Genomic DNA, 24757 nt, shown 5'->3' on the forward strand with positions numbered 1-24757 from the left:
GGAGCGCCGCTGCCCGACTCACGAGGAGCACCTCCCTTGGCTTCCATCGACACCGTCATCGCCCGCGAGATCCTCGACTCCCGGGGCAACCCGACGGTCGAGGTCGAGGTGCTGCTCGACGACGACTCCGTGGGTCGCGCCGCGGTCCCCTCCGGTGCCTCCACCGGTGCCTTCGAGGCCGTCGAGCTGCGCGACGGCGGCTCCCGCTACGGCGGCAAGGGCACCGAGAAGGCCGTCGCCGCCGTGCAGGACCAGATCGAGCCCGAGATCATCGGCCTCGACGCCACCGACCAGCGCCTGGTCGACCAGGCGATGCTCGACCTCGACGGCACGCCCAACAAGGCCAACCTCGGCGCCAACGCCATCCTGGGCGTCTCGCTGGCCGTGGCCCGCGCGGCCGCGCTCAGCTCGGGCCTGCCGCTGTTCCGCTACGTCGGCGGCCCCAACGCCCACCTGCTGCCGGTGCCGATGATGAACATCCTCAACGGCGGCGCCCACGCCGACACCAACGTGGACGTGCAGGAGTTCATGGTCGCCCCGATCGGCGCGGCCACCTTCCGCGAGGCGCTGCAGCAGGGCGCCGAGGTCTACCAGGCGCTGAAGTCGGTGCTGAAGAAGCAGGGCCTGGCCACCGGCGTCGGTGACGAGGGCGGGTTCGCCCCCGAGCTGAGCAGCAACCGCGCGGCGCTCGACCTCATCGCCGAGGCGGTCTCCGCCACCGGTCTCAAGCTCGGCGACGACGTCGTCCTGGCCCTCGACGTGGCCGCGAGCGAGTTCCACGAGAAGAAGAAGTACGCCTTCGAGGGCAAGAAGAAGTCCAGCGCCGACATGGTCGACTACTACGCCGACCTGGTCTCGGCCTACCCGATCGTCTCCATCGAGGACCCCCTCGACGAGGAGGACTGGGACGGCTGGGCCGCCATCACCGAGCGGCTGGGGGAGAAGATCCAGATCGTCGGCGACGACCTCTTCGTCACCAACGTCGAGCGGCTGCAGCGCGGCATCGACGCCCGCTCGGCCAACGCGCTGCTGGTCAAGGTCAACCAGATCGGCTCGCTGACCGAGACCCTCGACTCCGTCGACCTGGCCCACCGCAACGGCTTCCGCTGCATGATGAGCCACCGCTCCGGCGAGACCGAGGACACCACCATCGCCGACCTCGCCGTGGCCACCAACTGCGGCCAGATCAAGACCGGCGCCCCGGCGCGGTCCGAGCGCGTCGCGAAGTACAACCAGCTGCTGCGCATCGAGGAGGAGCTCGACGACGCCGCGCGCTACGCCGGCCGCGGCGCCTTCCCCCGCTTCCGCGGCTGACCCGGAGGACCACGAGTGGCCACCCGACACCCGCAGCGCGGGTCGCGCCGTACGTCCCGCCCGGGGCGTCCGGTCTCGACCCCGCGGCACCTGCCGGGCAACCTGCGGCCCCGCGCGAGCGGCGGCACCCGCGAGCGGCAGGACCCGCGCGCCCCGCGGCCGCGGTTCACCCAGCGGATGGCCGTCCTCGTGCTCGTCGTCGCGGTGCTGGTGGTCTCCTACGCCTCCTCGATGCGGGCCTTCCTCGACCAGCGCAGCCACATCGCCGAGCTGCGCGCGCAGATCGCCGGCTCCGAGCGCGAGATCGCGGGCCTGGAGCGCGAGAAGCGCCGGTGGCAGGACGACGCCTACGTCGAGGCCCAGGCCCGGGAGCGGTTCGGCTGGGTGATGCCCGGCGAGACCAGCTACCAGGTGATCGACCGCGACGGGAAGCCGCTCGAGCGCACCGACGAGCTCACCGACCCCGACTCCGTGGAGGAGGAGGTCACCGAAGCCTGGTGGGACAAGGTGTGGGGCTCGGTGGAGACCGCCGACCACCCCGAGAAGGTGCCGACGCCGCCGAGCGAGATCGACACCCCCGAGCCGCCGGCGGAGCCCGACTCGTGATCGACCCCGACGACGTCGCGGTGGTGACCGAGCAGCTCGGCCGTCCCCCGCGCTCCATCCACGCGGTCGGCCACCGCTGCCCGTGCGGCAACCCCGACGTGGTGGCCACCGAGCCCCGGCTCGACGACGGCACGCCGTTCCCGACCACCTTCTACCTCACCTGCCCGCGGGCGGCGTCGATGATCGGCACCCTCGAGGCGTCCGGCCTGATGCGCGAGATGAACGAGCGGCTGGCCGAGGACGCCGACCTCGCCTCGTCGTACGCCGCGGCGCACGACGCCTACCTCGCCGCCCGTGCCGAGATCGGCGAGGTGCCCGAGATCGCCGGCGTCTCCGCGGGCGGCATGCCCGACCGCGTGAAGTGCCTGCACGTCCTCGCCGGCCAGGCGCTGGCCCAGGGCCGCGGCACCAACCCGCTCGGCGACGAGGTGCTCGACCGCCTGGGTGCCTGGTGGGAGAAGGGGCCGTGCGTGGTCTCGACGGACCCGGCCGACGGGGACGGCTCGTGACGCGGGTCGCCGCGTTCGACTGCGGCACCAACAGCCTGCGGGTGCTCGTCACCGACCTCGATCCCGAGCGGGGGACCTCCCAGGAGCTGGTGCGCGAGATGCGCATCGTGCGGCTCGGCCAGGGCGTCGACCGCACCGGTCGGATCTCCGAGGCCTCGCTGCAGCGTGTCTTCGACGGGGTCGAGGAGCTGATGGGCCTGGTCGAGCCCCACGACGTGTCCTCGGTCCGGTTCTGCGCCACCTCGGCTGCCCGCGACGCCGAGAACGCCCAGGACTTCCTCGACGGCGTCCGGGCCCGGACCGGCACCACCCCCGAGGTGCTCGACGGCGAGGCCGAGGCGCGCGCGACCTTCGCCGGCGCCGTGCGCGACCTGCCGCCGCTGCCCGGCCCGCTGCTGGTCCTCGACATCGGGGGCGGCTCGACCGAGCTGGTGCTCGGCGACCCCGCGGGCGGGGTGAGCGCCCAGCACTCCCTCGACATCGGCTCGGTGCGCCTGACCGAGCGCTGCCTGCCCAGCGACCCGCCGACCCGTGACGAGGTCGAGGCCGCGGTCGCGGCCATCGACACCGCCCTCGACGGCTGCGAGGTCGACCCGGCGCAGGCGGGTGCGGTGATCGGGGTGGCCGGCACGGTCACGACGCTGGCGGCCGCGGTGCTCGGCCTGGCCTCCTACGACCGCGCGGTGATCCACCACAGCGTGCTGCGCGCCGACGCCGTGCAGGGCGCGGTCAGCCACCTGCTCAGCCTCGACGTCGAGCAGCGCCGGGCGCTGGGCTACATGCACCCCGGGCGCGCCGACGTCATCGCCGCCGGGGGCCTGATCCTCACCGCCGTGCTCCGGCGCACCCCCGTCGCCTCCCTGCTCGTCAGCGAGCACGACATCCTCGACGGCATCGCCTGGTCCCAGCTCGACCCCACCCCCTCAGGCCTCCCCTCGGGCGGGTCGCCCCACGGAAAGGGATAACCCCGTGTCCACCACCACCCCCACCCGCCCCGACGCCGGCAGCTCGCGGCTGCAGGCGCAGGACCCCACCACCACCGACCCGGCACCGGAGCCGGCGAGCCGTCGCTCGCCCTGGTTCGTGCTGCGCCGCACCCTGGGCGAGTTCCGCGAGGACCGCGGCAGCGACCTCGCCGGCGCCCTGACGCTGTGGACGCTGCTGGCCGTCGTGCCCGGCCTCGCGCTGCTGCTGGGGCTGGTCGGCCTCACCGGCCAGACCGGCAACGCCGTCACGCTCGTCGACGACGTGCTCTCCCGGCTGCTGTCGGGCGCCACCGTCGAGCTGGTCACCGGCCGGCTCACCGAGCTCGGCCGGCTCTCGTTCCTCGGCTCGGTGGTCCTCGTCGGCGTCGCCGCCCTGCTCCTGGCCTGGGCGGCCAACGGCTACGTCCGCGCCTTCGCCCGCGTCACCAACACCGTGCACGAGGTGCCGGAGGGGCGCCCCTCCTGGCGGCTGCGGCCCGCCCAGGTGGTGCTGACCGTCGCCGTCGTGGCCCTGGCCGCGCTGGCCCTGACGCTGATGGTCGTGACCGGTCCGGTCGCCCAGGCGCTCGGTGACGCCCTCGGCCTGTCCGCCGACGTGGTCGGGGTCTGGTCGGTGGCGCAGTGGCCGCTGCTGGCCCTCGTCGTCGTCGCCCTGGTGACGCTGCTGCTGCACGCCACCCCCAACGTGAAGTTCGGCCGGATCAAGCTGCTGACCCCCGGCTCGTTCGTCGCGATCCTGGTGTGGGTGGCGGCCTCGGTCGGGCTGGCGTTCTTCGTGGCGACCTACGGCACCTACGACCGCACGGTCGGGGCGATGGCCGGTGTCGTCGTCGTGCTGCTGTGGCTGTGGGTCACCAACGCCGCGCTGGTGCTCGGGGCCGAGCTCGACGCCGAGCTCGAGCGCGGTCGTCAGCTGCAGCACGGGCTGGCCGCCGAGGAGCGGCTCCAGCAGCCGCTGCGCGACGACCGCGTCAGCCTCAAGCGCGACCACCGCCGCGAGCGCGACCTGACCACCCAGCGCGACATCCGCGTCGCCGCCGCCGGTCACGGCAACCCCGCCGACCGACCCTTCGGCCGGGCCTCGCGCGGCACCGAGTGACAGCCGCGGTGGTCCTGCGGTGATCGTCCCGGGGTCGGGCCACCCGGCCGACCCCGTGGGTGCCGGCGCCGCGCCGCCGCCCTCCGCCCGGTCGGCGGCCGGAGTCTCGCGCCTGGCGGCCCGGGCGACGCTCGGGCAGGTCGACGCCCGCGTCTCGGTCTGCCGCGCCTGTCCCCGCCTGGTGGCGTGGCGCGAGCAGGTCGCGCGCGAGCGGCGGGCGTCGTACGCCGAGGAGGAGTACTGGGGCCGCCCGGTGCCCGGCTTCGGCGACCCGGCCGCCCGCGTGCTCGTGGTGGGGCTCGCCCCCGCCGCCCACGGCGCCAACCGCACCGGACGGGTCTTCACCGGCGACCGCTCCGGCGACTGGTTGTTCGCCTCGATGCACCGCGTCGGCCTGGCCTCCCAGCCCACCTCGCGGCACGCCGACGACGGACTGACGCTGGTCGGCACCCGGGTCGTCGCCGCCGTGCGCTGCGCCCCGCCGGCCAACCAGCCCACTCCCGTCGAGCGCGACACCTGCGCGCCCTGGGTGGAGCGTGAGGTCCGGCTGCTTCTGCCCACGCTGCGGGTGGTGGTGTGCCTGGGCGGGTTCGGCTGGGACGCCGCGCTGCGCTCGCTGGAGGGCGCCGGCGTCGTCGTGCCGCGGCCGCGGCCGCGCTTCGGCCACGCCGTCGAGGTCGACCTCGACGGCCTCACCCTGCTCGGCTGCTTCCACCCCTCGCAGCAGAACACCTTCACCGGCCGGCTCACCGAGCCGATGACCGACGCGGTGCTCGGCCGGGCCGCCGAGCTCGCCTCCCTATGATCGGCCCCGCGCCCCGGTATCCCAATCGGCAGAGGAAGCGGTCTTAAACACCGCGCAGTGTGGGTTCGAGCCCCACCCGGGGCACCGGCCCGTGCTGGTCACCCGGACGTCCGCCTCACCCGGGTGGATCCCGGGAACACCGGCCCCGGGCGGGACGTTGTGAGAGCGACGCACCGGTAGGATCCGGGCTTCACGCGAACACCAGAGTAGGGGGTTCGCACGGCTCCCTAGGAGGACGCCTTGCAGAGCAGCAACCCGATCTTCCGACGTTCCGAGGGCTTCAACGGCCGCGGGAACGCCACCACGAACAGCCCAGCGACCTGGAGCACCGGTGCCACCACCGGCTACGCCCAGGGTCAGGGCGGCTACGACCAGGGCGGCTACGGGGGCGGCTACGGCCAGGCCCCGCAGGTCGACCAGGGCCGGATGACCATCGACTCGGTCGTGCAGAAGACCGGCCTGACGCTCGGCGTCGTGGTCCTCCTCGCCGCTGCCACGTGGTTCCTGACCCCGAACCTGTCCGAGGACCCCGCGGCGATCAGCACGCTCTACGCGCTGTCGATGTTCGGCGCGCTGGCCGGCTTCGGGCTGGCGATGGTCAACTCCTTCAAGAAGGTCATCAGCCCCGCGCTGGTGCTGGCGTACGCCGCCGTCGAGGGCATCTTCGTCGGCGCGTTCTCCAAGTCGCTCGAGGCGATGTTCGGCGACGGCCTCGTCATCGGTGCGGTGCTCGGCACCATGGCGGCGGTCGCCGGCACGCTCGCGGCGTACAAGTTCTTCGACATCAAGGTGACCCCCAAGTTCCGGATGTGGGTCATGGGCGCGCTGATCGGCTTCGTCGCCGTCAGCCTGCTCAACTTCGTGCTGCGGTTCTTCGGCGCCGACTTCGGCTTCAACGGCTTCGGCACGATGGGCCTGATCTCCAGCGTCATCGCGCTGGGCCTCGGCGTCCTGCTGCTGATCCTCGACTTCGACTTCGTCGAGCGCGGCATCGAGGCGGGCCTGCCCGAGCGCGAGTCGTGGCGGGCGGCCTTCGGCCTGACCGTGACGATCATCTGGATCTACATCGAGCTGCTGCGCCTGCTCGCGATCCTGCGCGGCAACGACTGACCTGACCCGATCCCCGCGAGGGGGAGCGTCACCCGGGAGCCCCGGCCGAGTCCTCGGCCGGGGCTCCTGCGTCCTCCGGCGCGCCCTCGGCGCCGTCGGGGGTCTGGGCGGTGCCGGTCGGGAGCAGCCGCCGGCGCATCAGCGTCACCCAGCGGCCGCCGACGCCACGGGTGGCGCCGCCGACCTCGGTGCCGTCGATCTCGGTGCCGGGGCTCTCGCTGGCCTTGGCGGCGGCGTACCCGATGGGCAGCACGGCCTCGCCGCGTCCGGCGCGGGGCGCGTCCTCCTCGGTCTCGCCGAGGCCCAGGGCCGCGAGCACCGAGGGCACCATCACGCGCGCCATCGACTCGTAGCCGCGGGCGGAGGGGTGGAACCGGTCGGGACCGAAGAGCAGGGCCGGGGCGGCGGCGAACTCCTCGCCCAGGATCGAGGCCAGCGAGACCGTGCGGCCGCCGGCCTCGACGACGGCGATGGTCTGGGCGGCCGCCAGCTGCCGCGACCAGATCCGCGCGACCTGGCGCAGCGGCGGCGGCAGCGGCTGGATGGTGCCGAGGTCGGGACAGGTGCCCACCACCACCGCCGTGCCGGCCTCGGTGAGGCGGCGCACGGCCGCCGAGAGGTGGCGCACCGACGCGGACGGCAGCACCGCGTGGGTCACGTCGTTGGCGCCGATGTAGATGATGGCGACGTCGGGGGAGGCGCTCAGCGCGGCGGTGACCTGGTTGTCCAGGCCGCTGCTCTGGGCGCCGACCTTGGCGTACTCGCGGAGGTGGACCCGGCGGTCGGCCCGCTCGGCGACGCCGGAGCCCAGCCAGGCGCCGGGCGTCTCCTCCACGGTGCGCACGCCGTAGCCGGCGGCGCTGGAGTCGCCGAGCAGCGCCAGCCGCAGGGCGGGACCGGGGCGACCGCGGCCGTACCACCCGGTGGCGTCCCGGACGCGGCCGTCGGCCTCGCCGATGGTGTGCCGGGCGAACTTCGCCTCGGCCCGCAGCACGCCGTACAGGGAGGCCCCGAGCGCGGTCAGGCCACCGCCCCCGTAGACGGCCGCCGCCGCGATCCGGCGTACCGCTGCTGCTCGTGCCACGCCGCGATCCTAGTGAGTGCCGGTCGCGGCATAGGTTGGGCCCATGAAGTACGCCAACTCCCTCCTCGAGCTGATCGGCAACACCCCGCTGGTCCGGCTCAACCGCACGGCCGGCACCACCTCGTCGCTCGTGCTCGCCAAGATCGAGTACCTCAACCCGGGTGGCTCGGTGAAGGACCGGATCGCGGTCAAGATGATCGACGCGGCCGAGGCCAGCGGCGAGCTGAAGCCCGGCGGCACCATCGTCGAGCCGACCTCGGGCAACACCGGCGTCGGGCTGGCCCTGGTGGCCCAGCAGCGCGGCTACTCCTGCGTCTTCGTCTGCCCCGACAAGGTCAGCGAGGACAAGCGCAACGTCCTCAAGGCCTACGGCGCGGAGGTGGTCGTCTGCCCGACCGCGGTCGCCCCGGAGCACCCCGACAGCTACTACAGCGTCTCGGACCGGCTGACCCGCGAGATCGACGGCGCCTGGAAGCCCAACCAGTACGCCAACCCCAACAACCCGCTGTCGCACTACGAGCAGACCGGCCCCGAGATCTGGGAGCAGACCGAGGGCCGGATCACCCACTTCGTGACCGGCATGGGCACCGGCGGCACCATCAGTGGCGTCGGTCGCTACCTCAAGGAGCAGAACCCCGACATCCAGGTGGTCGGCGCCGACCCGCACGGCTCGGTCTACTCCGGCGGCACCGGCCGCCCCTACCTCGTCGAGGGCGTCGGTGAGGACTTCTGGCCCGACACCTACGACCGCGGCGTCGCCGACCGCGTCATCGAGGTCTCCGACGGTGACTCCTTCCACTTCACCCGCCGGCTCGCCCGCGAGGAGGGCATGCTCGTCGGTGGCTCCGCCGGCATGGCCGCCTTCGCGGCGGTCCAGCTGGCCCAGGAGCTCGACGACCCGGACGCCGTGATCGTGGTGCTGCTGCCCGACAGCGGCCGTGGCTACCTCACCAAGGTGTTCAACGACGAGTGGCTGGCCCGCTACGGCTTCCTGACCGACCCGCACAGCGGCCAGAGCGTCGGGGAGGTGCTGCGCGCCAAGAAGGGCGACATCCCCGACCTGGTGCACACCCACCCGACCGAGACCATCGCCGAGGCGGTCGCGATCCTGCAGGAGTACGGCGTCTCGCAGATGCCCGTCGTCCGCGCCGAGCCTCCCGTGATGGCGGCCGAGGTGGCCGGCTCGGTGTCCGAGCGCCGTCTGCTGGACGCGCTGTACGGCGGCAAGGCCCGTCTTGCCGACCAGGTCGAGGACCACATGGACGACCCGCTGCCGACCATGGGCGCCGGGGCGGGCGTGCCCGAGGCGGTCGCCGCCCTGCGCGACGCCGACGCGGTGCTCGTGCAGGAGGACGGCCGGCCGATCGGCGTGCTCACGCGCCAGGACCTGCTGGGCTTCGTCACCGCCGACTGACCCCCGCGGCGAGGGGGCCGGAAATGGCCGTGTCCCTCGCGCTTCGTGCGGGGGGAACGTAGGCTGGTCCCACGCGCGAGCGGCGGTGCACCCACACCGGCCGCCGCGCGTGCGGCCGGAGGCGGACGGCCTGCGCAGCAGGCCCCTCCACGTCCGTCGTCAGTCGAGGACGGCGGGGTGACACTCCCAAGGTCACCCCGTCGTCTGCCGGCTTCCCGCCCTGACGGGGTGCCCGCGGCCGTCCAGCGGCCACTAGCGGACGCGGCGGGCTGCGGCCGGGTCCGGCGTACGCCCGGTGAGGATCTGCTCGAGCTGCTCGACACCGTCCACCAGCCGCGGCCCCGGACGGGCGTACGACGCGTTGGCGTCCACCGCCCACACCGGCACGCCCGCAGGCAGCACGTCGCGGGCCAGCAGCTGCTCGGCCAGCTCCACCGACCGCGGCAGCTCGAAGCCGCACGGGGCGCAGACCACGACGTCGGGCGCCGCGTCGCGGACGGCGTCCCAGCCCAGGCGCACCGACTTCTCGCCGGCGCGGCCGAGCACGGACTCGCCGCCGGCCAGCTCCACCATCTCGGGCACCCAGTGGCCGGGGGAGAAGGCGGGGTCGGTCCACTCCAGCACCGCGACCCGGGGCCGGCGCGACCCGCGCAGCGAGGACCGGGCGGCGACCAGGAACAGCCGGGACCGCAGCCCCGCCACCAGCTCCGCGGCGGCCGGCTCCCGTCCGGTGGCGCGGCCGAGGACCAGGACCGAGTCGAGCACCTCGTCGAGCGTGTGGGGGTCGATGGTGAGCACCTCGGCGGTGCAGCCGAGGTGGGCCAGCGCGTCGTCGACCACCGAGACGTCGACGGCGCAGACCGCGCACAGGTCCTGGGTGACCACCAGGTCCGCGTCCAGCCCGGCCAGCGCGCCGGCGTCGAGGTGGTAGAGGTCCTCCCCGGCCCCCATCGCCTGCGCCACGAAGGCGTCGATGCCCGCCGGGTCGAGGCCCTCGGGGAGCGCGCTGGTCGACACGATGGTGCGGGAGCGGGCCTCGGGCGGGTGGTCGCACTCGAAGGTGACGCCGACGACGTCGTCGCCGGCCCCGATCGCGAACAGGATCTCGGTCGTCGACGGCAGCAGGGAGACCACGCGCATGGACGCCATCGTCGCAGGCGGTCGATGCTGCGATGATCGGCGCCGTGACCAGCACCGCCTACCTCACCGTCGCGCGCGACGGCTGGGCCGAGACCGAGGTGGAGCGCTCCCGCTTCCGGGGGACCGTCGCCCGCGTCACCGACGAGCAGGAGGCCCGGGCGGTCGTGGAGACGCTGCGCCGGCAGCACTGGGACGCCCGCCACCACTGCTCGGCCTTCGTCGTGGGCCCCGAGCGCACCCTGGAGCAGGCCAGCGACGACGGTGAGCCCGCCGGCACCGCCGGCCCGCCGATCCTGGCGCAGCTGCGCGGTCGGGGGCTGAGCGACGTCGTCGTGGTGGTGAGCCGTTGGTTCGGCGGCGTGCTGCTCGGCACCGGCGGCCTGACCCGGGCGTACGCCGACGCCGCCCGCGCCGCGCTCGACGAGGTCGGGACCCTCGAGCGGGTGCTCCACGACCTGTGCGAGGTGAGCGTCGACATCGCCGAGGTCGGCCGGCTCGAGCACGCGCTGCGCTCGCGCGGCGCCAAGGTCCTCGGCGTGGAGTACACCGGCGAGGCCCAGCTCCGGCTCTCGGTGCCGCCGGCGGCGCGCCACGTGGTGGAGGAGACGGTCGCCGAGCTGACGGGCGGGACGGCCGAACCGCGGCTGGTCGGCCGGCAGTGGGTGGACGCCGGGCGCTAGCGGCCCCCGGAGCCGGTCATGGCGGCCCGCAGCCGGGCGGTCACGGCCCGCACCGCGTCGGCGTCGGGCTTGAGCACCTCGCGGTCGTAGGTCAGCAGCCCGTTGAGCTCGTCCTCGACGTCGCTGAGCTGGGTCCAGACGGTGGCGGCCAGCCCGTCCCGGGCAGCCTCCACCAGGCCCTCGTGCAGCTGCTCGAAGGCCGCGGTGAGGGCGGCCGCGTCGTCGTGGTGGCGGTAGCCGAACTCGCGGTCGCTCCAGTCGTGCCCGGGCACGCGCAGGCTGTGGCCGCCGTACTCGGTGAGCGCGACGACGCGGCGCCACCACCGGGGCCGGTGCAGCCGGGGCAGGGTGAAGGGCCGGAGGTAGGCGTGGAAGCTGCGCACGTCGCCGCCGCCCTGGTCGACCCAGCCGCTGACGTGGTTGACCGGTCGGGTGGGGTCCTGGCGGCGTACGGCGCGGGCGTGGGCGTTGGCGTCGAACTGGCCCCAGCCCTCGTTGAACAGCGTCCAGACGACCACCGACGGGCTGGCGCCGAGCAGCGCGACGGTCTCGTGCAGCTCGCGGGTCAGCTCGGCCCGGCCGTCGGCGTCCTGGCGGCCGAACAGCCCGTGCAGCCGGTCGGGGATCGGCAGCGGCAGGCGGGCCGGCCGCGTGGTGGTGAGGGCGCGGTAGCGGCCGCCCCCGTTGACGACGTCCTGCCACACCAGCATCCCGAGCCGGTCGCAGTGGGCGTACCACCGCAGCGGCTCGACCTTGGCGTGCTTGCGCAGCACCGTGAACCCGAGGTCCTTCATGGTGGCGATGTCGTGCACCATCGCCGCGTCGCTCGGCGCGGTCAGCAGCCCGTCGGGCCAGTAGCCCTGGTCGAGCACGCCCACGTGGGGGTAGGTCCGACCGTTCAGCAGCAGCCGCGCGTGCCCGTCGGCGTCCCGGCCGGTGCCGAGGGTGCGCAGCGCGGTGTAGGAGGTGACGCGGTCCTCGCCGTGGGTCACCGTCACGTCGTACAGCTGGGGGTGCTCGGGCGACCACGGGCGTACGACGCGCAGCGGCAGCCGGGCCGTCGCGCCGGACCCCACCGACGCGCGGGCCACCTCGCCGTCCTCGGCGGTGCTCACCACCACGGTGGCGCGCCCGGCCCCGACCAGGTCGAGCCGCACCTCCAGCGACGCCTCGGCGAGGTCGGGGGACAGGACCGGGGTGACCTCCAGGTCGGCGACGTGGCCGGCGGGCAGCCACTCCAGCCAGACGGTCTGCCAGATGCCCGACTGGGCGGTGTACCAGATCTCGCCGCGGTCCAGCCGCTGCTTGCCGCGGGCGTGGGGGGCGGTCTCGGAGCGGTCGCGGACCCGCACCACCAGCTCGTGCTCGCTGCCGGGCGACCCGAGGGCGTCGGTGACGTCGAGGGTGAAGGGCAGGTAGCCCCCGGTGTGCTCGCCGACCTCGACGCCGTCGACACGGACGCTCGCCTGCTGGTCCACCGCGCCGAGGTGGAGCAGCACCCGGCCACCGGGCTCGACGTCGGGCGTGGTGAGCGCACGGCGGTACCAGAGCCACTCGTCGGGGCGGAGCTGCCGCCCGACACCGGACAGCGGCGCCTCGGGGGAGAACGGCACCACGATCGGGCCGTCGTACGCCGTGGGCGGGGTGGGCTGGTGGGTGAAGGCGTGCTCCCAGACCCCGTTGAGGCTGCGCCAGGTCGCGCGCTCGCGCTGGGGGCGCGGGTGCTCGGGGAGCGGCGCGTCGGGGTCGACCGTGCGGCCCCACCGTGTCATCACGGCAGGAGCATGGCACTCCCCGAGCGCGCCCGGGGCGTCCTCAGTCCTGCTTCTCGACGTCCTCGCGCACGTCGAGGAGCAGCGAGGCGAGCTGCTTGCTGTCGTAGCCGGCCACGGTCGGGACCAGCTCGCCCATCGTGTCGTTGGTCGCCCAGGCGCAGATGGCGATCTTCTGGCCGGTGCCCTGGTAGGCGCACACGGCCTGGCCACCGCCCTCGCCCGCGGACACCTTCTCGGTCTTGAAGCCGTTGGTCTCGGCCTGCTTGCGGAAGGAGGAGACGAACTTCGCGGGGTCCTGCTGGCCGTCGATCTTGGCGCCGAGGAAGACCAGCGCGCCCTTGGGGCCGCGCTTGGTGTCGTCCTGGTCGTAGACGCCCGAGCGGACGTAGCTGACCCGCTTGGCCTGCGTCTTGAACTGCTCCTCGGCGGCGGTGAGCTGCTCCTTGAGCTCGGCCTCCTTGGCGCTGTCACGCTTCATGCCGCCGGCGGTGTCGGTGATCGTCAGGGTGTGCTCGTCGGGCCCGGTGAGCGCCACGACCGCCACCACAGCGGCGCCGGCGACCAGCGCCAGGGCGACCACGGCGGCGACGATGCCGATGACCAGCTTCTTGCGCGACTTCTTCTCCGGCGGGGGCGGCGGGGGCGCACCGCCCGGCGTGCCGTAGCCCTCGGTGGGGGGCGGGGGCGTCGTGCCGCCGGCGCCGCCCGGGGTCGCGCCCGCGGCGGGCGTCCCGTCGTGGGGCGGCTGGGCGGGCGGCGGGAACTGGTCGCTCATGCGGGCCAGTGTGCCCCAGGGGCCTCAAACCCGACCAATCGCGCGTGCGAGGGGTGAGTCGACCCACGGCGCGGGCGGCGCTGGGAGGACGCTATGGAGACCGTGGCACGTGCCACGGTCTCCGTAGTCGACCTCGGTGCCCTCAGAAGGTGCCGCAGGTGCTGACGGCCGGCTTGCCGGCGAAGCGGGCCTCGAGGAAGGCCAGCGACTCCGGGTACGACGCGACGGCGCCGCCGACGTGGGTGGGGGCGGCGTTGGGGGCGAACCGGACCGTCGCACCCTGGGCGCACCAGCGCCGGGCGACGTCGCGACCCACGGTGAAGGGGATGACGTCGTCGGCGACGCTCTGGGTGACCAGCGCCGGCACCGACGGCTTCCGGCCGTCGCCGATCTTCTGCTCCGCCACGACAGTGTCGAACGGCGGCTCGTCGAGGTAGGCGGTGAGCGGCCGGCCGTCCGCGGTGAGGGTCGCCGACCGGGTGAAGGGGTAGCGGGCCACCGACTCCACGGTGCACTGGCCCTCGAGCTCCTCGAGCACCTGCTCGCCGCGGGGGTTGAGGTAGGGGTCGGTGTCGATGTCGTAGCTGGCGGCCAGCCCGGCCACGGCGTACCCCAGGAAGGCGAAGTAGGGCGAGCCGTCGAGGTTGTCGGCCACCGCCTTCAGGTCACCGGGCACGGCGCCGGCCACGACGCCCGCCAGCCGCAGCTCCGGGGCGTACGACGCGGCGATCTCGGCGGCCGCGGCGGTGGCGCCCCCGCCCTGGGAGTAGCCGGTGAGGGCGACCCGGCCGGCGTCGGGGAGGTTCGCCGCCGGCAGCGCCTGGGCCGCGCGGACCACGTCGAGGGTGGCGCGTCCGGTCACCTCGCGGCTGACGTAGGTGTGGGTGCCGGGCGTGCCCAGGCCCTCGTAGTCGGTGATCGCGATGCCGTAGCCGCGGCTCAGCAGGCCCTTGACGAAGCCGCCCTCGTACTCCGTACCGGCGTTGAGCTGGCGCGAGGGGGCGCACTGGTCGCCGAGCCCCTGGGTGCCGACGGCGAAGCCGACGACCGGGCGCTCGCCGGGACCGGACCACGCGCGGCGCGGCGTGAGCACGCTGCCGGTCACGGCGATCCGCTCCCCGTTGCGGTCGGTGCTGACGTACATCACCCGCTGCACGTCGGCGTCGGCCCGCAGCGTCCGGGCGGGGTCGAGGTAGAACGCCGACGGCTCGCTGCGGATCACGGTGCCGGGGGCGCCGTCGACGCTCGCGGGCGGCGTGTAGAAGGCCGCGTCGTCCGCGGCGACCGGGGCCGTCACGGTCGCGGCGCTCGCGGCGGGTGCCGTGCCGGCCAGGAGCGCGACCGGGGTGGCCAGGGCGACCGCTGCTGCGGCGAGACGACGGGGACGGCGGTGCGGGTGCATGACGCTCCAGGGGGTCGACGCGGTGAGACCCGGTTCCTACCCGTCGTTACCGCGCGGTAATCCTGGCGTGTCAGAGCACGGTCGGGTCGAGGTCCAGCGTCGTGGTGTCGAGCGAGGCCAGCAGGTCGAGCCTCGGCCCGGTGGTGGGGAGCTCGAAGGCGTAGAAGTAGCGCGCCGCGGCCCGCTTGCCGTGGTGGAACGGCTCGTCGCCGTCGCCCACCGCGACCAGCTGCTCGAGCCACAGCCACGCCACCACCACGTGGCCGAAGGCCTCGAGGTAGGGCGTCGCGTTGGCCAGCGCCAGCGCCGGGTCGCCCTTCTCCCACAGCACGCCGGTGACGCGCAGCAGCTCGGTCCAGGTGCGGTCCAGCCGGTCGGCGTACGCCGCGGGCTCGCCGCCGGCGGCCCGGGCCGCCGCGACGGTGGCCGTGACGCGGGCGCCGAGCACGCCCAGCGACCGACCGCCGCCCTCGACGACCTTGCGGCCCAGCAGGTCCTGGGCCTGGATGCCGTGGGTGCCCTCGTGGATCGGGTTGAGCCGGTTGTCGCGGTAGAGCTGCTCGACGACGTAGTCACGGGTGTAGCCGTAGCCGCCGTGCACCTGGATCGCGAGGTCGTTGGCGGCCAGGCACCACTGCGAGGGCCACGACTTGGCGACCGGGGTCAGCAGCGAGAGCAGCTGCTCGGCCTCGTGGGCGGTCTCGGCGTCGGGGTGGGTGCGCGACTCGTCGACGAGGTGGGCGCAGAACAGCACGAGGGCGAGCGCGCCCTCGGCGTAGGACTTCTGCGCCAGCAGCATCCGGCGCACGTCGGCGTGCTCGACGAGCGGCACCGGGGGCGTCGTGGGGTCCTTGCGGTCCAGCGGGCGGCCCTGCGTGCGGACCCGGGCGTACTCCAGGGAGTGCAGGTAGCCGGTGTAGCCGAGCGCCATCGCGCCCGCACCGACGCTGACCCTCGCCTCGTTCATCATGTGGAACATGTAGGTCAGGCCGCGGCCCTCCTCGCCGACGAGGTGGCCGACTGCGCCCGCCCGACCGCCCGGCGTGGCCAGGCCCTCGCCGAAGTTGAGCAGCGTGTTCGTGGTCGCGCGGTAGCCCATCTTGTGGTTGAGCCCGACCAGCGCGACGTCGTTGCGCTCGCCGACCGAGCCGTCCTCGGCCGGGAGGTGCTTGGGCACGATGAACAGCGAGATGCCCTTGGTGCCGGGCGACGCGTCGGGCGTGCGGGCCAGCACCAGGTGGACGATGTTCTCGGCCAGCTCGTGGTCGCCGCCGGAGATCCACATCTTGGTGCCGGTCAGCCGGTAGCTGCCGTCGTCCTGCCGCACCGCCCGGGTGGTGATGTCGCCGAGCGAGGAGCCGGCCTGCGGCTCGGAGAGCGCCATGGTGCCGTACCAGCGCCCCTCGACCACCGGGACGGCGTACGTCGCGACCTGCTCGGGGGTGCCGTAGGTCGCGAGCAGGTTGGCGTTGCCCTCGGCGAGGAAGGGGTAGGCGAAGGCGCCGATGCTGGCGGCCTGGAACCAGCTCGACGCCGCCTGGTGGACCACGAACGGCAGCTGCATGCCACCGAGCTCGTGGTCGAAGACGCTGGTGGGCAGCCCCGAGGCGGTGTAGGCCGCCAGCGCCGCCTTCACCGACTCCGGCTGCACGACGCGGCCGTCCTCGCCGACGTACGGCTCGTGCGTGTCGGCCTCGCGGTTGAGCGGGGCGAAGTGCTCGGTCGCGAGCTGCTCGGCGAGGTCGAGCACGGCGTCGAAGGTCTCGCGGTCGTGCTCGGCGTACCGCTCCCGCTCGACGAGCCGCTCGACCCGGAGCCAGTCGTGCAGCAGGAAGTCGAGGTCGCGGCGCGACATGATCAGCGAGGAGGCCATGGGGTCAGCCTGCCACCGGCGGCGCGGGCACGACCCCGTCCGCCTCGAGCCGGTCGAAGAGGTCGAGGAAGGCGTCGAGGGTGACGCGGTGGCCGGTGAAGCCGGCGCGGCGGCTGCGGGCCAGGTCGGTCAGGCACTCCATCTCGCGGCCGAGGTCGCCGTCGGTGTGCCACCACGAGGCGACGCGGTCGACGTCGGTCTCGCGCAGGCCCTCGCGCTCGGCGATGGTGCGCCAGGTCGGTGCGGCGTCGGCCATCTGCTCCTCGAGCGGGCGCGGCGCGTCGGCGTACCCCTCGGGGCGTACGCCGAGCCGGTCGGCCAGCCGCGGCCACAGCCAGCGCCAGCGGAAGACGTCGCCGTTCGCGACGTTGAAGGCGGTGTCGGCGGCCGCCGGGGTCGTCGCCGCCCAGTGCAGCTGCTCGGCCAGCAGGTCGGCGTCGGTCATGTCGGTGACGCCGTTCCACTGCGTCTCCGAGCCCGGGAACACGAACGGCCGGTCGAGCTCGCGGCAGATCGCGGCGTACGCGGCGAGGGTCTGGCCCATGTTCATCGCGTTGCCCAGCGCGGCGCCGATGATCGTGTGCGCGCGGTGGACGCTCCAGGTGAAGCCGTCGCGCTCGGCCGCGGCGAACAGCTCGTCCTCCTGGGCGTAGTAGAAGTTCTTGTGGGGCAGCCGCTCCTCGTCCTCGTGGAACGGCGTGTCCGGCACCTCGCCCTGGCCGTAGGCCTCGAACGGGCCGAGGTAGTGCTTCAGGCCGGTCAGCAGTGCCACGTGGCGCACCGACCCGCCCGCGCGGACGGCGTCGAGCACGTCGCGCACCATCCCGGCGTTGACGCGGATGTTCTCGTCCTCGGTGTCCTGCCGCGCCCAGGCGGTGAGGAAGACGTGGGTGGGCCGGTGGTCGGCCAGGGCGGTGCGCAGCTCCTCGGCGTCGGTGAGGTCGGCCCGCACCGTCTCCACGGACTCCAGGCCGGGCAGGTCGCGGCCGCTGCGGGACAGGCCGAGCACGTGGCAGCCGGCGTCGACGAGACGGGCGGACAGGGCGGCGCCGGAGATGCCGGTGGCACCCACGACCAGCGCGGTCGACCCGTCCGGTGCGGGGGTGGGCACGGGCGGGACGGAGGACGAGGGGGCGTCGGAAGAAGTCACGGACCGACGTTAGGCGCACCATCCAACGTTCCGGGGGTACGATGAGGCGCAGAGCAGCCGTCTCGACGGCTGCGGTCCCACCCGGAGGTGGCCCGTCGTGGCCCGACCCGGAGGTCGCCCAGGCCACGCGAGCAGCAGCGTGGGGACCGACCCAGCAGGAAGCGGACGCCCGCCGTCCGCCGCAGATCCGCCGCACCTGGTCCTCGACCGCGGACCCGGTGCGTCACCGGGGCCGCTCCGCAGCAGCCCCGGACCGGGCTCGTCGAGGTGGCGTACCCGGGCACACCGACAGGAGGAACCTGTGGCTCGAGGAGGCCAGCGCCAGAACGGCGCCCGCCGAGGCACGCAGCAGCGACGTCGCACGCGCGCGGTCGACAACGAGGGCATCATCCCCGTGCTCGCGCGCACCGTCCGCGAGGTCGAGAACGCCGTCGGCCGTGGCTCGGTGATGCCGTCGGTCCGCAGCAAGTTCCAGGTCGTCGCGCTCCTCGCCCGCGAGGAGCGCACCCGCGTCAAGGCCGACACCGAGCTCAACGAGTCGCGCCGCGGCGAGCAGCTCAAGCGGCTCGACGGCATCGCCACCATCCTGGCCACCACCGCCGCCCGCGACAGCACGCTGTTCACCCTGCTCGACGAGAACGCCGAGATCAGCGAGTCGGCCAAGGTGCTGATGCGCGAGATGCTCGAGGAGGCCGGCCTCGAGGCCCCCGAGGAGCCCGAGCCCCAGGTCGACGACGTCGTCCTGCCCGCCACGCACCGGCAGGTGGTGCCGCAGTCGGTGGTCTCCCGCCAGCTCGCGAACCCCTTCCTCGTCCCCGACTTCACCAACGCCCGCCAGGTCCGCACCCAGGCCCGGCGGCTCGCCGGCTGGGAGCTGCTCGGCCCGCTCTTCCGCTCCTTCGAGTACGCCGGCGCCGGCGCGTCCGCCTGCATGGCGCTGCCCGACCTCGAGGCCGACCCGGGGGCCTTCCAGGCACCCGACGGCCTCGAGCTGATGCCCCACCAGGCCCAGCTCGTCGCCTCCGCCGCCGGCGGCCACCGCACCTTCCTGCTCGCCGACGAGCCCGGCCTGGGCAAGACCGCGCAGGCGCTGCTCGCCGCGCAGGCCGCCGACGCGTTCCCGCTGCTCGTCGTGGTGCCCAACGTCGTCAAGACCAACTGGGCCCGCGAGGCCGGCCTGTGGACGCCCGCCCGACCGGCCACCGTGATCCACGGCGACGGCCGCGACGTCGACGGGTTCGCCGACATCGTGGTCGTCAACTACGAGGTGCTCGACCGCCACGTCGGCTGGCTGGGCGAGTTCGGCTTCCGCGGCATGGTCGTCGACGAGGCGCACTTCATCAAGAACAAGCAGTCGCAGCGCTCCCAGCACGTGCTCCACCTGTCGGAGAAGATCCGGGCCCGGGCCGGTCGGCCGCTGCTGATGGCGCTCACCGGCACCCCGCTGATCAACGACATCGAGGACTTCCAGGCGATCTGGGAGTTCCTGGGCTGGATCAACGACAAGGTCCCGCTCGGCGACCTCATGGAGTCGCTGGAGGAGACCGGCCTGACCCCGCAGGACCCGGGCTTCTACCCGGCCGCGCGGCAGAGCGTGGTCGACCAGGGCATCGTGCGCCGCCGCAAGGTCGACGTCGCCGCTGACATCCCCGCCCGCCGGGTCGCCGACCTGCCGGTCGAGCTCGACGACGAGGCCGGCCGCTCGATCCGCGAGGCCGAGCGCGAGCTGGCCCGCCGGCTCGTGGGTCGCTACGAGAGCGCCATGGCCACGCGGTCCTCGGGCCGCACCGGCGAGGGCATCGACCACGAGCTGGTCCGCCGCGTCGCCCAGTGGGAGCGCGAGGACGGCAGCAGCGAGGGCGGCGAGAACGTCTTCGGGATGCTGCGCCGCATCGGCCAGGCCAAGGCCGGGCTGGCGGCCGACTACGCCGCCCAGCTGGCCCGCAGCGTCGGCAAGGTCGTCTTCTTCGCCAAGCACGTCGACGTCATGGACCAGGCCGCCGAGGTCTTCACCAAGCGCGGCCTGCGGTACTCCTCGATCCGCGGCGACCAGACCACCAAGCACCGCCAGGAGCAGATCGACGCCTTCGTCAACGACCCCGACGTCAGCATCGCCGTGTGCTCGCTGACCGCCGCGGGCGTGGGCCTCAACCTCCAGGTCGCCTCCAACCTGGTGCTGGCCGAGCTGTCGTGGACCGACGCCGAGCAGACCCAGGCGATCGACCGCGTCCACCGCATCGGCCAGGAGGAGCCGGTCACCGCCTGGCGCATCATCGCCACGCAGACGATCGACACCCGCATCGCCGAGGTCATCGACCGCAAGGCCGGCCTCGCCGCCCGCGCGCTCGACGGTGCCGGCGAGGACGTCGCCACCTCGGTCGACGTCCAGCTCGAGGCCCTCGTCACCCTGCTCACCGACGCGCTGGTGGAGCAGGCCGCCTGACGCCGACCGGGCAGCTGTGCTGACCTGGGAGGCGCCGACCGGGCAGGAGTGCGGGTCCCGGCCGGCAGAAGTGCCCGGTCGCGTGGGTGGTCAGTCGGCGAGGAAGGCCGCGATCGCGGTCGCGGTCTCGTCGGGGGCCTCCTCGGGGAGGAAGTGGCCGCAGTCGAGGGCGCGGGCGGTGACGTCGGTGGCGTACTGCTGCCACACCGCCTCCACGTCGTACGCCGCACCGACGAACCCCCGCGAGCCCCACAGCACCAGCAGCGGGACCTCGACGCGACGTCCGGCAGCCGCGTCGGCGTCGTCGAGCGCGAGGTCGACGGTGACCGCCGCGCGGTAGTCCTCGCAGCTGGCGTGGACGACGGCCGGGTCGGAGAAGCAGCGGACGTAGTCGGCCACCGCCGCCTCGTCGAAGGCGTCGGGCACCGCCGACCAGGCGCCCAGCTTGGCGCGCAGGTAGCCGCCGGGGTCGGAGCCGATCAGCCGCTCGGGCAGGTCGTTCTCCTGGCTGAGGAAGAACCAGTGCTCGTAGGTGCGTGCCAGCGCGAGGTCGACGTGGTGCAGCACGTGCCGGGTGGGCGCGACGTCGAGCACCGCGGCGCGGGTGACGGCGTCGGGGTGGTCCAGGCACAGCCGGTGGGTCACTCGAGCGCCGCGGTCGTGGCCGACCACGGCGAACCGCTCGTGGCCCAGCGCGCGCATCAGCCCGACCTGGTCAGCGGCCGTCGCGCGCTTGGAGTACGCCGTGTGGGCGGGCTCGTCGGGCGCGTCGACGGGCCGGTCGCTGTCGCCGTAGCCGCGCAGGTCGGCGAGCACGACGGTGTGGTGCTCGGCCAGCGTCGGGGCGACGCGGTGCCACATCAGGTGGTTCTGCGGGTAGCCGTGGAGCAGCAGCACCGGCGTCCCGGAGCCCGCCACCCGGGCGTGCACCCGGACGCCCGCGACGTCGAGGTCGAGGGTGTCGAAGCCGGGGAGCAGGTCCATGCGGCTCATCCTGCCGGGAGCGTCACGCGGAAGCTGCTGCCCTCGCCGGGGGTGCTGGTCGCCTCGAGCCGTCCGCCCATCAGGTCGACCAGCTCGCGGCAGATCGCCAGGCCCAGCCCGGCGCCGCCGTGGCGTCGGGTCTGGGAGGAGTCGAGCTGGCTGAACGGCTCGAACAGCGACTCCAGCAGCTCCGGAGGGATGCCGGCCCCGGTGTCGACGACCTCGAACCGGACGGCCGGCGCGTCGGCTCCCCCCGCGCCCAGGGCGGCCGTCGTGGTGACGGCCAGGATGGCGATCTCGCCGTCCTCGGTGAACTTCACCGCGTTGCCGACGAGGTTGGTCAGCACCTGCGAGAGCCGCGCCGGGTCGGCGACGAGGCGGGGCAGGTCGCCCGCGACCTCGCAGCGCAGCCGCAGGCCGCGGCGTACGGCCAGGGGCTCGGCCCACGCCCGCAGGTCGTCGACGATGTCGGTCACCACCAGCTCGACGGGGTCGAGCCGGAGCCGGCCCGCCTCGAGGCGGGAGATGTCGAGGATGTCGTTGACGAGCAGCAGCAGCCGCTCCCCGGACCGGTGCACGACGTCGACAAGGTGGCGCTGCTCCTCGTCGAGCTCGCCGTCGGCCAGCAGCTCGGTCGCGCCGAGCACGCTGGTCAGCGGCGTGCGCACCTCGTGGCTCATGTTGGCCAGGAACATGGTCTTGGCGGTGGCCGCGTCCTCCGCCGTACGCCGCGCCTCCTCGAGGTCACGCATCATGGCGTTCTCGCGGGTCATGTCCTCGGCCACGCCGTGCAGCTCGACGACCTCGCCCTCGACGACGACCGGGACGAGGGCCACGTTGAGCTCCATCGCCTCGCCGGCCGCGTTGCGGATCTGCGTGTGCAGCTTCTGCGACTCCCGCCCCAGCGCACCCTCGAAGGCCGCCACCGCGTCGGGCAGGGCCTCGGCCACGAGGACCTCGTCGAACCGCATCGTGCGCAGCTGCTCGAGGGGGTAGCCGCTCAGCTCGACGGTGACCGCGTTGGCGTCCTGGAACCGGCCCTCGGGGTCGAGGGAGAACGTGGCGTGAGGGTTGTCGAAGAACAGCGCCCGGTAGCGCTCGGTGCTCTCGCGGAGGGCCTCGGCGTCGCGCTCGGCGGCGGCGTGCCGGTCGGACGGGTCGTGGGGTCCGGTGCTGTCACTTCCAGGCGACGTCACGCGCGCCGACTCCTTCCTCGCACGGCCCCGGCGGGGTCAGGGCACATCGTGACAGAAACGGCAGACCTCGCGGGTCGTGACGTCGCTTCCGGGCGCGCTAGCGTCGGCAGCGCCCCCGAGGACCCCTGGAGGACCCGTGACCCCGCTCGACGTCGACGACGTGCTGCCCCAGCTCACGCTCGAGGAGAAGGTCTCGCTGGTGATGGGGGGCGACTTCTGGCACACCGCCGCGGTGGAGCGTCTCGGCGTCCCACGGGTGATGGTGGCCGACGGCCCGCACGGCCTGCGGATGCAGCCCGACGAGGGCGACCACGCCGGCATCGGCGGCAGCCTGCCCGCCACCTGCTTCCCGCCGGCCGCCGGCCTCGCGTCGTCGTGGGACCGCGCCCTGCTGGCCGAGGTCGGCGCCGCGCTGGCCCACGAGGCCCGCGAGCAGGGCGTCTCGGTGGTGCTCGGCCCCGGCGTGAACATCAAGCGGTCGCCGCTGTGCGGGCGCAACTTCGAGTACCTCTCCGAGGACCCCCACCTCGCCGGCGAGCTGGCGCTCGCGCTCGTCCAGGAGCTCCAGGCGGGCGGGGTCGGCACCTCGGTGAAGCACTTCGCCGCCAACAACCAGGAGGACGACCGGCTGCGGGTCAGCGCCGAGGTCGACGAGCGCACGCTGCGCGAGATCTACCTGCCCGCCTTCGAGCGCGTCGTCACCGGGGCCCAGCCGTGGACGGTGATGTGCGCCTACAACAAGGTCAACGGCACCTACGCCTCGGAGCACCACTGGCTGCTCACCGAGGTGCTGCGCGACGAGTGGGGCTTCACCGGTCTGGTGGTCTCCGACTGGGGCGCGGTCCACGACCGCGTCGCGGCCCTCGCCGCGGGACTCGACCTCGAGATGCCCCCGCAGCGCGGGGTCAGCGACACCGCGCTCCTCGACGCCGCGCGTTCCCACCGGCTGCCGCCCGAGGTCCTGGACCTCGGCGCCCGCCGCGTCCTGGAGCTCGTACGCCGCGCCCAGCCCACGCTCGAGGCCGCCGGCGACACCCCCGCCCCGGCCAGCCGCGCCGAGGAGCACCACGCCCTGGCCCGTCGCGCCGCGGCCGCCTCGGCGGTGCTGCTGCGCAACGAGGGCGGCCTGCTGCCGCTGGACCCCGACGCCGGAGGGGTGGTGGCCGTCCTGGGGGCGTTCGCGACCGAGCCGCGCTACCAGGGCGCCGGCAGCTCCCAGGTCAACCCGACCCGCGTCGACGTGCCGCTCGAGGAGCTCCGCGCGGCGCTGCCGGGGGCGCAGGTGGAGCACGCTGCGGGGTTCGTCCTCGACGGCGAGCCCGACGAGGCGCTGCTCACCGAGGCCCGCGACCTCGCCGCCCGAGCCGACACCGTGGTGCTGTGCCTCGGCCTGCCGGCGGCCGCGGAGTCCGAGGGCTTCGACCGGACCCACCTCGAGCTGCCCGCCGACCAGCTGGCCCTGCTCGACGCCGTCGCGCGCGTGCACGACCGCGTCGTCGTGGTGCTCGCCAACGGCTCGGTGGTGCGGATCTCGGACTGGGAGCACCGCGTCGGCGCGGTGCTGGAGTGCTGGCTCGGGGGACAGGCCGCCGGCGGCGGGCTCGCCGACCTGCTCACCGGCCGCGCCACCCCCGCGGGCAAGCTCGCCGAGACGGTGCCGCTGCGGCTGGAGGACACCCCCTCCTACCTCGGCTTCCCCGGCGACTCCCAGGTGGTGCGCTACGGCGAGGGGCTCTTCGTCGGCTACCGCGGCTTCGACGCCCGCGCGCAGGAGGTCAGCCACCCGTTCGGGTTCGGCCTGTCCTACACCACGTTCGCGCTGGCCGAGCCGCGCGTCGAGGTGACCGGCAGCGTCGCCGACGGCGACCTCGCCGTCGTGGTCCGGGTCGCGGTCACCAACACCGGCGAGCGCGCCGGGGCCGAGGTCGTCCAGCTCTACGTCGCGGCGCCCGACGCGACGGTGACCAGGCCGCACCGCGAGCTCAAGGCCTTCGACCGGGTCGCCCCGGAGCCGGGGGAGACCGGCGAGGCGGTGCTGCACCTCGACGAGCGGTCGTTCGCCCACTGGTCGGAGCTGCACCGGCGCTGGGCGGTGGAGGCAGGCGACTTCGTGCTGCACGTCGGCACCTCCTCGCGCGACCTGCCGCACGCGTCGCGGGTGCACCTCGACGCCCCGTCGCTCGCGGCCCCGCTCGGGCCGGACTCGACGCTGCACGAGTGGCTGGCCGACGACCGGGGGCGCGTGCTGCTGGCCGAGCTGTTCGAGCAGCAGGGCGGCGGCGGGATCCTGGCCGACGAGCACATGGTCGCGGTGATCGGCACGATGCCGCTCACCACGCTCGCCGGCTTCGGCACCGCGGGCCTCGACCACGCGGCGCTGTCCGGGCTGGTGGAGCGGCTCGACCGGTAGCG

The 24757-nt window shown here is 74.2% G+C and carries 20 protein-coding genes and 1 tRNA gene; 12 read left to right on the forward strand and 9 right to left on the reverse strand.

Annotated elements, in window-relative coordinates; translation table 11 throughout:
* The first annotated feature begins 36 nt into the window (after positions 1 to 36).
* From eno to ASG49_RS02320, 8 genes are all read left to right on the forward strand, one after another.
* Positions 37 to 1314: a phosphopyruvate hydratase gene (eno, locus tag ASG49_RS02285; protein ID WP_056536565.1), complete on the forward strand. Its 1278-nt coding sequence runs from the start codon at positions 37 to 39 to the stop codon at positions 1312 to 1314.
* Between the two features lie 15 nt (positions 1315 to 1329).
* Positions 1330 to 1920, forward strand: coding sequence for a septum formation initiator family protein (locus ASG49_RS02290; RefSeq protein ID WP_235561864.1), 591 nt, complete (start codon positions 1330 to 1332; stop codon positions 1918 to 1920).
* Positions 1917 to 2429, forward strand: coding sequence for a DUF501 domain-containing protein (locus ASG49_RS02295; protein ID WP_156384150.1), 513 nt, complete (start codon positions 1917 to 1919; stop codon positions 2427 to 2429). The genes ASG49_RS02290 and ASG49_RS02295 overlap by 4 nt, the downstream gene beginning before the upstream one ends.
* On the forward strand, positions 2426 to 3394 hold the full coding sequence (locus ASG49_RS02300; protein WP_056539593.1) for a Ppx/GppA phosphatase family protein: 969 nt from the start codon (positions 2426 to 2428) through the stop codon (positions 3392 to 3394). Before ASG49_RS02295 ends, ASG49_RS02300 begins: the two co-directional genes overlap by 4 nt.
* 4 nt (positions 3395 to 3398) lie before the next feature.
* Positions 3399 to 4514 (forward strand): YihY/virulence factor BrkB family protein, encoded by a 1116-nt coding sequence (locus ASG49_RS02305; RefSeq protein WP_056536568.1) that lies wholly within the window; start codon positions 3399 to 3401, stop codon positions 4512 to 4514.
* 19 nt (positions 4515 to 4533) lie between these two features.
* Positions 4534 to 5319: a uracil-DNA glycosylase gene (locus tag ASG49_RS02310; protein WP_056536570.1), complete on the forward strand. Its 786-nt coding sequence runs from the start codon at positions 4534 to 4536 to the stop codon at positions 5317 to 5319.
* 10 nt (positions 5320 to 5329) lie between these two features.
* A tRNA-Leu gene (locus ASG49_RS02315) sits at positions 5330 to 5403 on the forward strand.
* Between the two features lie 156 nt (positions 5404 to 5559).
* Positions 5560 to 6429, forward strand: coding sequence for a Bax inhibitor-1/YccA family protein (locus ASG49_RS02320; RefSeq protein WP_056536573.1), 870 nt, complete (start codon positions 5560 to 5562; stop codon positions 6427 to 6429).
* A 28-nt stretch (positions 6430 to 6457) separates the two neighbouring features.
* Here the strand turns inward: ASG49_RS02320 and ASG49_RS02325 are convergent, their stop codons facing one another.
* Positions 6458 to 7513: an SGNH/GDSL hydrolase family protein gene (locus ASG49_RS02325; protein ID WP_056536576.1), complete on the reverse strand. Its 1056-nt coding sequence runs from the start codon at positions 7511 to 7513 to the stop codon at positions 6458 to 6460.
* Positions 7514 to 7556: 43 nt separating this feature from the next.
* Between ASG49_RS02325 and ASG49_RS02330 the strand changes: the two genes are divergently transcribed.
* On the forward strand, positions 7557 to 8927 hold the full coding sequence (locus ASG49_RS02330; RefSeq protein ID WP_056536579.1) for a cystathionine beta-synthase: 1371 nt from the start codon (positions 7557 to 7559) through the stop codon (positions 8925 to 8927).
* 252 nt (positions 8928 to 9179) lie between these two features.
* On the opposite strand, the gene ASG49_RS02335 is transcribed toward ASG49_RS02330, so the two are convergent.
* Positions 9180 to 10067 (reverse strand): cobalamin-binding protein, encoded by an 888-nt coding sequence (locus ASG49_RS02335; RefSeq protein ID WP_056536582.1) that lies wholly within the window; start codon positions 10065 to 10067, stop codon positions 9180 to 9182.
* A 44-nt stretch (positions 10068 to 10111) separates the two neighbouring features.
* Between ASG49_RS02335 and ASG49_RS02340 the strand changes: the two genes are divergently transcribed.
* Positions 10112 to 10747: a YigZ family protein gene (locus ASG49_RS02340; protein ID WP_235561865.1), complete on the forward strand. Its 636-nt coding sequence runs from the start codon at positions 10112 to 10114 to the stop codon at positions 10745 to 10747.
* Here ASG49_RS02340 and ASG49_RS02345 read toward each other — a convergent pair.
* The 5 genes from ASG49_RS02345 to ASG49_RS02365 all read right to left on the reverse strand — a co-directional run bounded on the left by ASG49_RS02345 (position 10744) and on the right by ASG49_RS02365 (position 17722).
* Entirely contained in the window at positions 10744 to 12519 is a 1776-nt protein-coding gene (locus ASG49_RS02345; protein WP_056536588.1) for a glycoside hydrolase family 2 protein, read from the reverse strand. The two genes, ASG49_RS02340 and ASG49_RS02345, sit on opposite strands and share 4 nt — an antisense overlap.
* Positions 12520 to 12562: 43 nt before the next feature.
* The gene (locus tag ASG49_RS02350) at positions 12563 to 13297 is read right to left on the reverse strand and encodes a hypothetical protein (RefSeq protein WP_056536591.1); all 735 of its coding nucleotides are present in this window, start codon (positions 13295 to 13297) and stop codon (positions 12563 to 12565) included.
* A 142-nt stretch (positions 13298 to 13439) separates the two neighbouring features.
* A complete protein-coding gene (locus ASG49_RS02355; protein WP_056536594.1) occupies positions 13440 to 14699 on the reverse strand; it encodes a lipase family protein in 1260 nt (419 codons plus the stop codon).
* Between the two features lie 70 nt (positions 14700 to 14769).
* Positions 14770 to 16572, reverse strand: a complete 1803-nt coding sequence (locus ASG49_RS02360; protein ID WP_056536597.1) for an acyl-CoA dehydrogenase — start codon at positions 16570 to 16572, stop codon at positions 14770 to 14772.
* A gap of 4 nt (positions 16573 to 16576) precedes the next feature.
* The gene (locus ASG49_RS02365) at positions 16577 to 17722 is read right to left on the reverse strand and encodes an SDR family oxidoreductase (RefSeq protein ID WP_056536600.1); all 1146 of its coding nucleotides are present in this window, start codon (positions 17720 to 17722) and stop codon (positions 16577 to 16579) included.
* A gap of 301 nt (positions 17723 to 18023) precedes the next feature.
* Here ASG49_RS02365 and ASG49_RS02370 point away from each other — a divergent pair, with 301 nt between their 5' ends.
* Entirely contained in the window at positions 18024 to 20165 is a 2142-nt protein-coding gene (locus tag ASG49_RS02370; RefSeq protein WP_056536603.1) for a DEAD/DEAH box helicase, read from the forward strand.
* A gap of 90 nt (positions 20166 to 20255) precedes the next feature.
* Here ASG49_RS02370 and ASG49_RS02375 read toward each other — a convergent pair whose 3' ends face one another.
* Entirely contained in the window at positions 20256 to 21149 is an 894-nt protein-coding gene (locus ASG49_RS02375; protein WP_056536606.1) for an alpha/beta fold hydrolase, read from the reverse strand.
* A gap of 5 nt (positions 21150 to 21154) precedes the next feature.
* Entirely contained in the window at positions 21155 to 22345 is a 1191-nt protein-coding gene (locus ASG49_RS02380; protein ID WP_056536609.1) for a cell wall metabolism sensor histidine kinase WalK, read from the reverse strand.
* 136 nt (positions 22346 to 22481) lie between these two features.
* Between ASG49_RS02380 and ASG49_RS02385 the strand changes: the two genes are divergently transcribed.
* Positions 22482 to 24755, forward strand: coding sequence for a glycoside hydrolase family 3 C-terminal domain-containing protein (locus tag ASG49_RS02385; RefSeq protein ID WP_056536612.1), 2274 nt, complete (start codon positions 22482 to 22484; stop codon positions 24753 to 24755).
* Positions 24756 to 24757: the final 2 nt, after the last annotated feature.

It is taken from the genome of Marmoricola sp. Leaf446 (genome assembly GCF_001424755.1).
In the GTDB taxonomy this organism is placed as follows: domain Bacteria; phylum Actinomycetota; class Actinomycetes; order Propionibacteriales; family Nocardioidaceae; genus Marmoricola.